Below are 14,504 nucleotides of genomic sequence, written 5' to 3'. Positions count from 1 at the left end.
GGGATCGGCCTCTCGTTGAGGCCCGGATCCAAGGGAATCGGGAGGGGTCGGAGCTAGGACGGTGCGACCGGGTGGGTCAGCGCATCAGCCCACGGCGCCCGCCATCCGGTCGACGGCGGTGGCCGCGAGCACCGTCAGTGCGTCCCGGGTCGCACACCGCAGTCCGGTGAGTGCGATGGGCTCACCGGAGGCGAACAACGGCTCGAACGGCATCCGGCACACCGGAACCCCCAGCTTCGAGAACGCGTCGACGGTGTCGGTCTCGACCATCGGCGCGTCCCCGGGGCCGTCGGTGATGACCACGATCGTGCGGGCGAGCACGTCCGGGCGCACGGCGGCGATCGTGTTGAGGGTCCGCTGCGCGGCCGCGGCTGCGTCGAAGCGCAGCGGGACAGGCACGAGGACCGCGTGCGCGGCGGTGATCGCCCATCGCCAGGCTCCGGAGTGACTGGTGTTGCCGGTGTCGGCGACCAGCACCTCTCGGTGCCGACCGAGGATCACCCCGAGTGCGGCGGCGTGGTCGTAGCTCAACGGCGCCTCGGCCCCGGGGCACCCTGCGATGGCGTAGGAGCCGGACGGCTGCCGGGCCAGATACCGGGCGAGAGTGGACGGGCGCACCTCGGCGGACGCGAGATCGACACAGCCGAGCAGGCTGGTGATGTCCTGCCCGGCGGCCGGGGGCACGGCGAGCCGGTCGGCGAAGCTGCCACCGACCTCCCCGAGATCCATGCACGCAACGGTCGCGGGACCGCGATACTCGGCCAGCGTCTCGGCCAGGCCGATCGACGTCGGGGTCTTGCCCACACCGCCCTTGACGTTCGCGACGGTGATCACCGCACCCTCGGGCAGCGGCCTCGCGATCGCCTGTTGCGAGCCGCGCAACCACATCTCGTGGGAGCCGGACTTCGGGGCGAGCTCGAGGCCGAGCATCGCGTTGAGCCGCCCGCGCATCCCGAGCCGAGCTGGGTCACTCGATGCCGGATTCGCGCGCGGCGCGGACAACTGCGAGAGCACGTCGAGCGGACCCGTGATCGGCCCTGTGGCCGCTTCTGCGGGCCGCTGCCCGACTGGGGAAGGTGTTGGGGCAGAGACCGGTTGCGGAGCATCCTGTGCAGGCAAGGGCGGCGCGGGCGGTGATGTGGAAGCGGCGGGCTCCGGGGTGGTGGCGTAGTCGATCGACTCGGCGGCCACCACCGCCGGCCCGACGGGCGACGTGGAGGCAGGCTTCGGTGCGGGCGCGGCGTCGGTGACGATCGGCAGGGGCATGCTCGGTGCGCGTTCCTCGGCGCGGCCGTCCGGGCCGACGGTCAGGAACTTGGTGTCCTTCCCGGTCCGGTAGACAACGTCGACAGTGGAGTCCTGCCCCTTGGCGATGGTGTGCAGGAACTCGTGCACGACCGCGGACAACGTCTTGTTCTCGGTTGCTTCCAGTTCCATCGGAGGCACGTCGGCGTCCTCCAACCTCGCGCGGGCGGTGGTCTTGGAGGTGATCTCGACCTCGACGGTCGGCGGGGGCATCGCTAGTCGACCCCGAAGGCACTGGCACCGGCCAGTGCCGTGTCCATGTCGGCGACGACGGACTCGGCCTGTTCCAGCTCGGCGAGGGCCTTGGTGCGGGCGGCGCCCTCGGGCAGTGCCTCGATCACGGCGCGGCGCTTGGTTGCGGCATCGCGGATCTCGGCGAGCCGGTCACGTGTGAGTTCCTGTTCCTCGGTGAGCTTGATCAGCCACCCCGGCGAGGTGTCCTTGAAGTAGTCCCGCAGTGCCTTGATCACGGGGTCGTTGGCGCCCTTGGAGACGAACGGGCTGCGCAGTGCGGTCACGTCGTCGGCGGTGGGGGTGATCGACTGGGAGATTCGGCGGCTCATGGTGGTCCCTTTCGGTGGAGCTGGGTGTGGGTCGTGCGAACAGCCGAGTGGTCATGCCGCTGCTCCGACGAGGTCGGGTTCGGGCAGGACGACGACGCCGCTGGCGTCGAAGGTGATGCGGGTCTTCACGCGTCCGGTGCCTACGGTCAGGACGGTCGAGGTGACATCACCCTTGCCGTCGCGGCGGACGTCGACCGCGGCGACGGTGACCGGGACGAGTTCGCCGTTGTCGTCGTCGACGAGCACGGTCATCCCGGCCTCGACCGCGGAAGCCGGGATGACGTCGGCGAAGTCGTCATCATCAGCGTCGGCCTGCGGCTGCGGATCCATCTCCGCGGGGGTCACCGTGTCGGTCGGGTCGGTTGTGGCCGAAGCGGCGTGATCACCGGTGCCGATGACGACCGGTTCGGCGGCCCGACCGTACTCGCGGGCCCGCTTGGCCAGCGCGCGTTCGGTTTCGATGAATCCGGCCAGCTCCGTCGAGTAGCAGGTGAACCCGGGCGCTTCGACGGGAGCGAGTCCGTCGATGATCGCCATCTCGCCCTCGGAGAGCTGGTTCCACTTGTTGGGGTGGCGGTCGACGTTCGGGGTCCACCACATCTGCGCGTCGACGGGGCTGCCATCCTCACCGATCGCGATGCCGCGGCCCGGGACGGAGGTGTCGACTTCGCGGCCGACGGTGGAGTCGCCCCACATCATCAGCGCGCCGTCCTGCGAGAGGTTACCGAGGCTGATGCGGGTGCCGAAGTTGTCGCGGGCATTACCGCTCGCGCCGCCGAACAGGCTGGCGTCGGGGCGTTGCACGCCGAGCAGAAGACGGATACCGGCCGAGCGGGCGAGCACGGCGAGGTCGGCCCACGCGCCGAGCGGGTCGAGTTCCTTGAGCTGAGCGCGGGTCTCGTCGTCGCCGGTCTTCATCAGCCGCTGCCACTTGCCGGACAGGATGAAGAACTCGTCGAGAACCGCGATCATCAAGGGCAGTTGCGAGCCCTCCACCTTCATGTCGTGGATGTAGGCGTTGCGCGCCATCATCTCTGAGTGCAGCGCACGCACGAACATCGCCGCACGCACCGCGTCGTAGATGATCGCGCCGCAGCCGGGGTAGCCCTCCAGGCCGTCGAGTTCGATCATCTTCGGATCAACACCGACGAACGGGATGCCGCGGCGCGCGGCCTCGGTGAGCAGGGTGCGGATCACCGAGGTCTTGCCGCCACCGGTCGGGCCGACGATCAGGCAGTGCGGCTTGTTCGACCTCGTGGAGACGTCCCAGAACATCGTCCGTTCGGCCTCACCGGTCGCATAGGGCAGGTGCCGTAGGTTCTCGTCGACCAGCTCCAGCGGGTGATCGACGCGCGAGGGCATCGGGGCGACCAGCCGCATGATCAGGTAGCCCTTGTCGGGGTACCAGTCGGTGGTCCAGTTCCTGCTGGATTCGTGTTCGCCGGCGTTGGCGATGAGTGCTTCTTCGACCTTGGCCTGGAAGCCCCGTGCACCGGCGTTCATCGACCGCTCGAACGAGATCCGGTAGCCGGTCTCGACGCCGTCCTCGGCGCGCGCCGACACCGTCACCTTCGGGTTCGTGAAGATCGAGGTCGCATCCAGGGTCGATTGCAGTGCCTGGTGCCGCTCGCTTCGGTTGTCCGGCTCCCTGGTTTCCCGGCGGATGACGATCCGGTCCTGTTGCGCCATGTGGCGAACCTTGACCTTCTGGGCGCCACTGCTGCCCGCGATCGCCTCGATGGCGCGCGAGAGTTCCTCGAACTGTTTGGGCCGCACGACTGTGCCTCGATGCAGCGTGATCGTCGCGCGTCGAAGCACCCGCCACCCGGACGGGAACGCGAGCGACACCTTCTTCGGCAGAGCCCCCAGGCACTGGTGAACCACCGACTCGAGCACCTGCGACCACCGGTGCGATCGGTGACGCAGCACGTCTACCGCGACGAGCACGGCGGCGGCGAGGATCAGCACCGCACGGTATCCGTGCAGTGTCGTCAGCACCTCTGTGACCTGCTCGTCTCCTGTGGCCGCGGACATCATGCGCGGGGCGCAGACGGCGAACGCAGCGGCGGCGACGCCGATCGGCGAGAGCGGAGTGAATCGGCGGATGCGGGTCGGCCGGCCGTCCTCACCGAGCTGCTGGCCGCGGGTGTTGCCGGATTCACCGACGATGTCACGCCACATCGCGACCAACCAGTCCTTCAGTGGATCCTGGTTTCCGCTCACCGCCTGCACCTTTCGTTCGCCTCGACGCTTCCCCAACGCCGTTCGACGAGGCGTCTTGCGCACAGTGACAAGAACCCGCGAATTTCCACAACTGGGTGTCTCCACTCCCCCAGCGACGTGCGCGGTGCCGAGGGACGCCGCTCGCACACACCGGATTCGACCCGAGGAACCGCTCAGCGACCGCTCTCCCACACTGTCTGTCGATCGCTACGCGAAGCGCTCCACCATCGGGGCCACCGAGCGCTACGCGACCCGTTTCACCACTACCCCGTCGACCGCCTCTCCCACCGCTGTGCGGAGCGCTCCACCACCGCCTGGTCGAGCACACTCACAGGCGGTCCGATAGCGCCGCGGGACCGCCCGATCGGGCGGTGATGTGAACGTCACGCAGAGCGCTTACATGTCTCGTTGGCGGGTCGTTCTCGCGGCGATCGATTGAACGCTCCGGATAGCGTCCGACATGGGCGCCATCGAAAAGCGTTGCGGCGTAGTCGATTTTGGATTAAACTCCCCCCAAGGAACGCCGGGGGGAGTGACCCCCGGAGGGGGTAATGTGAGAGGCGCCTTTTTCGAGCGCTCGATTCCACCACAGAAATCCGGCGCATTTTTCACCGCTCGTACGAGCAGGTCCCACGCACTGGTTCACCGGTCCTCGATCCGCCTGCCGAGACCACCGCGTACACGGGTCTGCACCACCGTGCCCAGCACCGCACCGACACACCGCCCCTCTCAGCCTTGTTCGGACCGCTATGTCGCCCCACAGTCCCTGTGCCCGATAGCGCCCATATGCGAACCATCCGCGCTATGGCCCATAGGGCACGCGATCACCCCGCGCGATCACCGCGCGAAACCTGTCGGCAAGCAGCCGATCGAGGCGCCGTCGCCACGCCTGCGTTTTCGTCCCGCCGCGCTGCCGTCGAACCGCTCGCCGCATTGTCGCGTCCGACGACTCGCCTGCTGATCGATTGCCGAACGAATCCCACTTGCGCGCAGTGCTGTTACTCGTGTGTATCGCGGCGTCGCAAGCGACGGTGGATCCTGCTGCGCATCGACCCGTGAAGACGAATTTCTCAGCATCTGGCAGCGCGCGGACCTGTGGCGACACCCCGATGGGAGCGCAGACACCCCGTTGAGATGAAAGCGGACACCGACATAGGTTCGCGTGCATCCACATTCAGGTGCACCCACCGAATCTCACGATGGAGAGTGCTCATGTCCTTCACGTTCGCAGTCGTCGACCTGGCAACCACCACGCCCCTCAGCGTCGATGTACTCGCCCAGACGACCGACGTCAACACCGAGGGTGTGCGTTCGTGGATCGGCGACAACATCGTCTTCACGATTCTGCTTCTCGGTGCGTGCGTCATCGGTATCGGCGGCATGCGCGGCAACTTGTCGAAGGTCGTCACCGTCGGCGGCCTGTCGCTCGTGGGGTTGGCGTGGTTCTCGATCGCGCAGAGCGAGACCGCGGCGACCGGCGTCGGCAACTGGCTCCTCGGCCTCATCGGCATCCAGGTCTGACCCGGCCGTGCCTTCTCGCGTCCGCTGATCGAAGGGAGCCAACCGTGATCGACAACGACGACCTGCTGCACCGCGTGGACCGTCATTTCCTCGGCCCGACCGGGTTCACGTTCCCGTTCCGGATTCGCTATGCCGCGATCGGGCTCGGAGCGACGATCTTCGTGATGGTCTTCCTCGTCGGTCGCGCGATCGTGCACGTTCCGCTGGGATTCCGGTCGCTCGCGGTGATGGTCGTCATCGCAATCGTGCTGACGGCGAAGGTGACGAAGTACGTCAACGCCGATCACCCGGTCCGGTCGGTGCTGCGGGCCGCGTGGAACGACCTGAACGCTCCGCGCCCGCCGAAGCCCGGTCAGACCGTCGTGCTTCGCATTCCTGCCACTGTCCGCGCGCAGCGCAGCGCTCCCACGTCCGCGCCGATCGAAGGCGAGTTGCCCCGATGACCATGCAGTCCGACAACGACATCGCCGCACTGTTCGACCCGAACTTCGACGAGCCCGAACCGACCGTTGTTCCGCCGGGTGCGTTGCCGCCGTCGTGGTCGGCGGCGATGGCAGCCAGCCGCAACGCCGCTGCGGCGCCACCCGTGACTGCGGCAACGCAGGAGTTGGCGTGGTCGCAGGTTCCGCGCAGTCGCGTCGCGCCGCCCGCGCCGCACGTGATCCCAGAACCCACGCCGACGTTGATCGAGCCGGCCTCCCCAGGCAAGAAGCGGGGCACAAGGCGGGGCCGCCGCACCGATCCCGACGCCGAGTTCACCCGGCAGGCCACGGCGGCGCGCAAGCGTGTCGACCGCGAGCGCAAGGCGGTGCGTCTCGCGCTGGTCGGGGTGGAGGGAAACGTCACGCGCACCCGACGCCAGTCGACGGCGTGGTTCGTGCAGCCGCCGGGCCCGTGGAACATGCGCCCGGTCGGCAAGCAATGCCGCTACATCCAGAACGAAGCCCTGGTGGTCGCGAACCTCGCCGAATCCGGTGTGACCGGGCTGCATCGGCGGTTGGTGCGCACACCGTGGCCGGTGCGGCAGTGGGCGCAGAACCATGACGCATGGGCCGAGCCGATCCCGGACGTGCCGGGCGCGTTGTCGTGGGCGGACTACCTGCGTGGTCAGCAGCACGCGATGCTGTGGGGCAACCCGACGCAGAAGGGCCGCTACTGGGGTGTGGAGCTGCCGCCGCGCTCGTGGCTCGCGAAGGGCCTCGACACCCTCGGTCAGTGGCTGGTCCCGGTCGTCGACATGACGCTGCTGGGTCGGATCGCGAAGCTGATCCACCGGTGGGCGCGCGAGGCGTTCCGCAGCGAGCAGAAGGCGATCGCCGATCACCTCGCGACGATCGAGCGGCACCTGTCCGGGCAGGGCGTGAACGCCAGGCCGGCCACCGCCGCGCAGATGGACTACCTTCTGCTGCGGTCGGCGTCGCTCGGGCTGCCGCTCGATGCCGACGGGGTGATCTCCGGCGGCGGCGACTGGGGCGAATCCGACGTCGCCGCCCTCGAAGACCTGACCAACCTCGAACTCACGCCCGGCGACGGCTACACCACCGTGCGCGGGCAGGTCGGCGGCCGCGACTACACCGGCTATGCAATCGTGCTCACGGTCGGGCGGATGGCACCACTACCGATCCCGGAGAAGATGCTGCCCTGGCAGGTGATCGGCGACCCGTCGGGTGAGCCATTGGAGTGGTCCGAGCGGATCACGCTCAGGACGAAGAGTCAGACGTTGCGGAGTCTGCGTCGGCTGACGGAACGGATCGAATCCCAGTTCGACCACTACACCGTCGAGCACGATCAGGTCGCGCCGCCGGAGTTGGCCGAGCAGCACGCGCTTGCGCAGCAGGTGATTTCCGACATCGAGGAGGACCATTCGGGGCTGTCGGTACGAACCGAGGGCTTCTACCGCGTGCTCGTGGTCGGGTCGACGCCGCAGGAGGCGAAGGAGAAGGTCGCTCTCCTCCAGGAAATGTACTCACCGCGCATTCGACTCGAACACGAGCACGGGCAGTATCAGCTTCTGCGGGAGTTCATTCCGGGTGAGCCGCTGGCGAATGTCGCGCACTGCCGGCGGATGAGCGTCGAGGCGTTGTCGGCGGGCATGGCGGCGGTCGGGGACCGGATCGGTGACCGCACCGGAGTGGTGATCGGTCAGACGGCATCGATCGCACCCCGACCGGCGATCTGGAACATGTTTGCCGCGCACGAATCCAAGCACAAGTCCGGCCTGACCCCGATCGTCGCGGTGCCCGGATCCGGGAAGACGTTCCTCGCCGGGATGCTCGTCTACCAGGCGGTGCGGGCCGGTGCCTACGGTGTGGTGCTCGACCCGTCCGGACCGCTCAAGAAGCTCGCGCAGCTCCCGGAGTTCCGCGGCATCGCCGAAGTGCAGGCCCTGACCGGTCGCACCTCGCGGCCCGGCTCTCTCAACCCGTACCGGGTGATCGTCGACCCGCGACGCGACGACCCGGAGTACGACCCGGCCAGCGCCGACTACGCCGACGATGCCGACCCGTTCGCGGCGGCGCAGGCGCAGTACGAGGCCGATGTGCGCGCGGCCGAAGCCGAGCGGATCTCGGTGGCGGTGTCGGTGCTGAAGATGATGCTGACCCCGGCTCGCCTCGAGCATCAGTGGACCGAGACGGTGCTCCAGACCGCAGCGAACATGGTCGGCGGTGGGCGAAACCACAACCTGAACGAGGTGTTGGCCGCGATCGCTGCGATCGGTGACGGCGAGAACGAAACCAACGTCGACCTGATCTCGTGCGCGCGGTCGATCCACCAGGACCTGTCGATGATGTCGCAGCTCGCCGAAGCGCGGGTGCTGTTCCCGGGCGAGGGCACCGTCGGTGATACCTCGGACGCGGAACGGATAGTGAGGCTGACCGTGCTGACGATGCCGGGTCTGCAACTGCCGCCGGCGGGCACCGACCCGGCGCAGTGGACCCCGCAGCAGCGGATGGCCGGCCCGCTGATGCACATGGCGGCGTGGATGGCGAATCGCCTCGTCTACGAGTTGCCACGCTACGAGCGCAAGGTGCTCTTCCTCGACGAGAACAAGTACCTCGAGCAGACCGGCGCCGGCCGCACCCTGAACCTGCGGATCGCCCGCGACTCTCGCAAGTACAAGGTCCGCGCTCTCGTCTGCTCTCAGCTCCCGGACGACTACCTCGGTGTCGACGGCACCGACGACAAGTCCGCGCTGACGTACGAGGTGATCATCGGCGACCTCGGCGGCAACGCCCACGCCATCGACGGCGCGCTGAAGCTGCTGAATCTGCCGGCCGGTGAGGGCTACGAGTCGCTGCTGGCCGGTCTCGGCGGCGGTGGGGAGGACACCCTCGACGAGGACACCGACACCGAGCACCTGGACCAGGCCCGTCGGTTCGTGGTGAAGATGGCCGACGACATCGAACTGATCCGCTCGGACTGGACGCATTTCGTGCACCTGGCGCATGTCTTTGAGGCGCTGGACTCGCGGGCCACCCGCACCGTGGGAGCGGTGGGATGAGCCCGCAGCGCCGCAGCACCGGCCGGGGCGGGGAGTTCAGCCTCGCACGCCATTCGGGACGGCACACGGGGCTCGTGGGACGGCTTCTGGTGGTGCTGATGCTCGCCGCCGTCTCGTGGATCGGCCTCGGCAGCGCGGTGGCAGCGGCCAGCGGCTTCGAATGCAAGGAGGTCCCGGCGCCGGAGTTCCCCAACGAGGTCGTCGAGACGAACTTCGACTCCACCAGCGCCGACCGCCCGAGCGCCGGCGGCAGCGGCTACCAGACCTACGGGTGGGCCGGGCTCAAGTGGCACACCTACGATCTCGGTTGCGGCGCGGACCTGGTCAAAGCGCCCGGTGCGGTCGGTGACACCACCGTGGGCAACACGTTCATGACGATCGGCAAGTCGATGGCGGCCGCCGCGTTCTGGCTCGACGACCAGACCAAGACCGGCCAGGCCGCCGCCGACGCCGGCGTCGAGCCGGCACTGGCGGAGTTCGACCAGATCGTCTACTCGATCAGCCAGGGCATGCGCAGCATCTACGGCCAGTGGATCGGCATCGCACTGGCCGTCGTTGCGGGAATCGTGCTGTGGAAGGCACTGCGAGAGGACTCGGCCGGGGTCACCCGCACGACGGCGTTCGCGGCAGCGGCACTCACGCTCGGTGCGTTGATGGTCGGCGCACCGCAGAAGGCCCTTCAGGTGGCCGACGAGACGTTCGGGTCGTTGATTACCGAGACGCAGGACCAGATCTTCGCGGTGCAGTTCGGCCCGGACGGGGACACGCTGGGCGCCGGCGCCACTGATCCCCGGAATGTGCTGATCGACAAGCTGTACCTCGACGACTGGCGTAAGGGCTGGTTCGGCCAGAACTACGACCCGACGGATCAAGCCAATTTGGGTCCGGAGCTGCGCGATTCGCTGGCATTCACCTACGACGAGCAGCACGCGGTCAAGGACGATCCGACCGCTCAGACCGAGCTTGCCGAGCGGAAGGCAGACAAGTTCCGCGATATCGTCGCCTCCCTCGAGACCGACCACCAGCTCTCCTACTACCAGTTCCAGGGCAAGGATTCGGGCCGGACCTCGATCGGGTTCATGGGCATGCTCAAGCTCGCCATGCCGTCGCTGCTGTGGATCGGGGCGTCCATGCTCAAACTGGTAGCGCTGCTTGCCATTCGGTTCGCGGTCCTTTTCGCGCCAATCTGGATTCCCATCGCGATCGCCCACGGTGGCTGGCTCTCGCGCGTGATGCGCATGCTCGCCTCCGCCTACATGTGGGGTGTGGCCGGCGCGGTCATCGTCGCGCTCTACCTGATGGCACTGGTGCAGCTCTACGTGAACGCCAACGGCGCCGTTGACGGGTCCTGGCGGTTGTGGTTCATGATCGTGCTGACTGTCGTGTGCTGGGCGATCATGCGTCCGTTCAAGCGGATGAGCCAGACGTTCACCCAGAACAGCGCGAGCATGGTCAACCGCAAGGCCCGCGGCGCGAAGCAAGCGATCAAGCGCAAGGCGTTCGCCGCCGCGGCCGCCACTGTCGGAGGCCCGGGCGCGGGCGCCGCCGCCGGCACGATCGCCAATAAGGCCAGCGAACGGTGGGGACGTCGAACCAGTGGCGAAATCGCCGGCCCTGGCGGGGCGCCGACTCGCCCCGAAGGTCGTGCGCTCAACAACCAGCGTCAGCAGGCCCTCACAAAGTCGCGCACCGATGCCCACAAGGCGCAGGGCCTGGGCCGGGCCGTACGGATGGGTCAGGCCGCCGCTGCCGGCGACGAGCGGGACGCGCGGATCGCGGGCATCGCGGCGGTGACCAGCCTGGATCTGGCCCGCGGCAAGGGCGAGGTAGACGCCAAGGATGCGGACCGCGCTGTGAAATCCGGTGCCGCGGCGTGGAAGCGATTCGACCAGGACGAGGCCGACGCCATCGTGCAGGAGCGCAAGGCCCGCAAGGAGCTGCTGACCGCGAGCGTCGGGCAGCGGTGGGACGGCGGTGACCGCTCGGCGATCGCGCCGATGAAGGTCTTCACCCCCGCGCCGCGGCAGCGGCAGTCGGCGCACGCCACCGCGACGCTGACACGGTCGTCGATCAAGTCCGCACCCGCGAAAGTGTGGAACGCCTCGGCGCCGTCCGCCTCGACACCGAAGGACCGGTACCTCTGATGGCGTCCTCTGGGCCCAATCCCGTTCTCGCGCCGATCCGCCGGTGGGTGCTCTTCTCACGCACCCACCTGGCGATCTCGGTGGCCGGTGTCGCGGCGGTGTTGTTCGCGGGCGGGGCGGTGTTCGGGGAGAACCCGGCGCCCCGAGCTGCGACGCACGAGATTGCCGCGGCGGCGGCTGAGCCGGCCGCGGGGGCGGAATCGATCAGCTACGAGCTCGACGAGGTGAGCGAATCGCTTGTCGTGACGAAGACCGCAGCATGGGCCGCCTCCAGCGCCCCGGCCACTGCAATGGCGTACGCACATGCGTTCGTCGACACCACCGCTACGGACAGCACGTGGGCCAATGCCCTCGGCCGACACACCGCCGACAGGCCGGGCGACACCGTCATCGCGGCCCGCCCGCGCACGCCGGTGGTCATCACCGGTCCGACCGTCAGCACCGTGGCCGAGGGCAGCGACGGCGCCACGGTGCGGGTGAGCGTCCCGACCCAGGCCGGGGACCTGAAGGTCTCAGTCACCGTCGCGGACGCGGCCAGCGGGAAGCGGTGGGTGGTCGACACTCCCCTGCCCACCCTCGATCTGACCCCGGTCGACACCCTCTCACTGCCCGCGTCGACGGCAGTTCCGCGGACCTCCACGCCGATGACGACCAGCGAGGCGCCCGAACTGTCCACCGCGCCGCACACATCGTCTCCCTCGACGTCGACGCCGGTCGGACCGACGCTCGACCTGGACAAACCCTCGTCGGCACCGACGCGGGACCGTGGCAGCGATCCGGTCCCGGTGCCCGGGCCGATCCCGATCCCGGATCTCGACACCCCGATCCCGGGGGGCCGATGAGCATCGGCGGCGCCCGTCGGGCGCTGCTGCTGACCGGCGCGGCGGCCATCGTCATCGGGATCTCCGCATGCTCGCTCGGCACCCCGGTCATCCCGCGTGATCCGTGCCGGATCGTCCCCGCCGACACCGGATCCGATGTCGGCGGCGGGTCGGGGTCGATCGTCGAGGACCTGGCGCTGACCATCTCCGGTCCGATCCGTATGCCCGTCGCGCCGGGAACGACCATCTATACCTCCGGCTTCGGTGAGCGGTGGGGCACACAGCACCAGGGGGTCGACCTCGCCGGGCCCATCGGCACTCCGATACTCGCCGCCCTCGACGGTCGCGTCGTGAAGTCCGGTCCGGCCAGCGGGTTCGGACACTGGATCGTCGTCGACTCGATCGTCGACGGGCGGCCGGTCAGCACCGTGTACGGGCACATGTTCGACACCGGCCTGCACGTACATGAGGGGCAGATGGTCAAGGCCGGCGATCGCATCGCCGACATCGGCAACGACGGCCAGTCCAACGGCGCTCACCTGCATTTCGAATATTGGGAGGGCGGCCGCCTCCAGGGCGGCACCGCGATTGACCCGGTCACCATGCTTCCCCAGATCATCGGCCAGTCCGGCGACAGTGCCGCTGCCACCGACCCCGAGCGCGGAGATCCCGTCCGGCTCGTCGCGGCCACCCGGTCGACCGCCGACTGCTCCGGGTTCGGGATGGCCGGCGGCGGCGAGCTCGCCTTCGGCCGCGTACCACCCGAATTCGAGCCGTGGCTTCGCCGCGCCGGCAGCGTCTGTCCCGAGATCGACTCACCACTGCTCGCGGCGCAACTCCAACAGGAGAACGGATTCCGCCACGGCCAGGGCGCCCCGGTCTCCCCTGCCGGTGCGATGGGCCCGGCACAGTTCATGCCCAGCACCTGGGCCACTTGGGGCAAGGACTACGACGGCGACGGCATCGTGGATCCGAACTCGATCGGCGACGCAGTGATGTCGCAGGCCCACTTCATGTGCGCGCTCTACCAGGAGGTGTCCTCGGCCCCTGGTGATCCGGTCGAGTTGACCCTGGCCGCGTACAACGCCGGCAACGGTGCGGTACAGCAGTACGACGGAATTCCTCCCTACGCCGAAACCCGCGACTACGTCGCCAAGATCACCACGGCCCGTGCAGCATTCGCCAACCCCAACTCGCAAGGCAGATTCGTCCCGAACGCCACAGGCGACAGCGGCCAAGTCGTCGCCGCAGCACGCGAATACCTCGGCACCCCGTACGTGTGGGGCGGCGGCGGCACCGCCGGCCCGTCCGGAGGCGGATTCGACTGCTCGGGCCTGACCTCGTACGCGGTGCACGCGGCGACCGCCGGCAAGGTCACCCTCCCCCGCACGTCCGAGGAGCAGTGGCGGATCGGAGTCGAGATCCCGCTCGACCAGACCCGACCCGGCGACCTTGTATTCGGAAGCTGGGGGCCGAACGGTCCTGGGCACGTGGGGATCTACACCGGCGGCGGGCAGATGGTGCACGCCCCCAACACCGGTGACGTCGTCAAGGAAGCCCCACTTCAGGCCGGAATGAAGGCCCGTCGGATGATGTGAGAGAACGTGTCATCCATGCAAGTCCCAGCGTCACAATCGTACGACGTTCGAGAAGTTGCCCTCACGCCCAGATCCTTTCGCTCACCGCCTCTCCACCGATACGGGCGCCACTCGTTCGGATCCGGAGCCGATGCCGCCGCGTCACTCGCGCCGAACCACCCATTCGGAGCCTGGGGGACGTGTCGCCTATCCTGGTCAATGGCTCAAATGGTGTTCCTGGGAGGGGGATTCGATGAGGGCGCAACAGCTCGTCATCGTGGCGGTGATCATCGCCGTAGTGGGAGTTCTGACCTTCTCCTACCTTTCGCGAACCGACGGTAACCAGGAGTCGACCGCGACGGCGACGACGACCAGCACCACGACGGCGCCAGCCGCGCCGACGGTCGTGACCGAAGCTCAGGCCGCGACGACCGAGCAACCGGGCGCCACCCGCGGCGCTGAGGAGGCCGCCCGACAGGGCCTGACCGTGGTGTTCACCTGGTACCCGGCCACCGATGCCACCCAAAACAATGCCTACACCCGGGCCCGAAATTGGTTGACCGACAGCCTCGCAGACCGCATGAACGTCGACGCGCGCACCGAACGTGGACCGAGCATCGAGTGGTCCCAGTGGGCTCAGGACCAGGCCAAGGTCATCGCCGACGTCACGATCGGGTGCTCCGGCTGCCCCGGGGACACCGATACCGTCGTCCATCGTGTGGCCACGATCAAGCAGACTTCGATCGGCACTACCGGTACCGATACGGTCAATCCCGACACCACGGTATGGGTCACCGTCGTCCGCGACGGTGGCCGCTGGCTCATCGACGATATTCGCTACTGACCCG

General features: G+C 68.4%; 10 protein-coding genes. 7 read left to right on the top strand and 3 right to left on the bottom strand.

Annotated features, from left to right (window positions below; all coding sequences use genetic code 11):
* Positions 1-84: 84 nt before the first annotated feature.
* The 3 genes from ACFYVR_RS23375 to ACFYVR_RS23365 are packed head-to-tail and all read right to left on the bottom strand — an operon-like array spanning position 85 to position 4,091.
* Positions 85-1,518 carry a ParA family protein gene (locus tag ACFYVR_RS23375; protein ID WP_387477680.1) on the bottom strand — a complete coding sequence of 478 codons (1,434 nt, stop codon included), beginning with the start codon at positions 1,516-1,518 and terminating at the stop codon, positions 85-87.
* Positions 1,519-1,520: 2 nt separating this feature from the next.
* Entirely contained in the window at positions 1,521-1,868 is a 348-nt protein-coding gene (locus ACFYVR_RS23370) for a hypothetical protein (RefSeq protein WP_387477677.1), read from the bottom strand.
* Between the two features lie 51 nt (positions 1,869-1,919).
* Positions 1,920-4,091 carry an FtsK/SpoIIIE domain-containing protein gene (locus ACFYVR_RS23365; protein ID WP_387477674.1) on the bottom strand — a complete coding sequence of 724 codons (2,172 nt, stop codon included), beginning with the start codon at positions 4,089-4,091 and terminating at the stop codon, positions 1,920-1,922.
* A 1,212-nt stretch (positions 4,092-5,303) separates the two neighbouring features.
* On the opposite strand from ACFYVR_RS23365, the gene ACFYVR_RS23360 reads away from it, so the two are divergent.
* The 7 genes from ACFYVR_RS23360 (at position 5,304) to ACFYVR_RS23330 (ending at position 14,500) form a co-directional block, all read left to right on the top strand.
* Complete coding sequence (locus tag ACFYVR_RS23360; RefSeq protein WP_387477671.1) at positions 5,304-5,612, top strand: hypothetical protein; 309 nt, start codon at positions 5,304-5,306, stop codon at positions 5,610-5,612.
* Between the two features lie 44 nt (positions 5,613-5,656).
* Positions 5,657-6,055 (top strand): hypothetical protein, encoded by a 399-nt coding sequence (locus ACFYVR_RS23355; RefSeq protein ID WP_387477669.1) that lies wholly within the window; start codon positions 5,657-5,659, stop codon positions 6,053-6,055.
* Positions 6,052-9,114: an ATP-binding protein gene (locus tag ACFYVR_RS23350; protein ID WP_387477667.1), complete on the top strand. Its 3,063-nt coding sequence runs from the start codon at positions 6,052-6,054 to the stop codon at positions 9,112-9,114. Before ACFYVR_RS23355 ends, ACFYVR_RS23350 begins: the two co-directional genes overlap by 4 nt.
* Positions 9,111-11,258, top strand: coding sequence for a hypothetical protein (locus ACFYVR_RS23345; RefSeq protein WP_387477665.1), 2,148 nt, complete (start codon positions 9,111-9,113; stop codon positions 11,256-11,258). The genes ACFYVR_RS23350 and ACFYVR_RS23345 overlap by 4 nt, the downstream gene beginning before the upstream one ends.
* Positions 11,258-12,100, top strand: a complete 843-nt coding sequence (locus ACFYVR_RS23340) for a hypothetical protein (protein ID WP_387477663.1) — start codon at positions 11,258-11,260, stop codon at positions 12,098-12,100. The genes ACFYVR_RS23345 and ACFYVR_RS23340 overlap by 1 nt, the downstream gene beginning before the upstream one ends.
* Entirely contained in the window at positions 12,097-13,677 is a 1,581-nt protein-coding gene (locus ACFYVR_RS23335; RefSeq protein ID WP_387477661.1) for a peptidoglycan DD-metalloendopeptidase family protein, read from the top strand. Before ACFYVR_RS23340 ends, ACFYVR_RS23335 begins: the two co-directional genes overlap by 4 nt.
* 256 nt (positions 13,678-13,933) lie before the next feature.
* Positions 13,934-14,500: a hypothetical protein gene (locus tag ACFYVR_RS23330; RefSeq protein WP_387477659.1), complete on the top strand. Its 567-nt coding sequence runs from the start codon at positions 13,934-13,936 to the stop codon at positions 14,498-14,500.
* The last annotated feature ends 4 nt before the right edge of the window (positions 14,501-14,504 follow it).

This window comes from Rhodococcus sp. NPDC003318 (assembly GCF_042879035.1).
GTDB lineage: Bacteria > Actinomycetota > Actinomycetes > Mycobacteriales > Mycobacteriaceae > Rhodococcus_G.
Note: the sequence above shows the minus strand (reverse complement) of the source record. Positions and strands in the feature narration are given on the sequence as shown.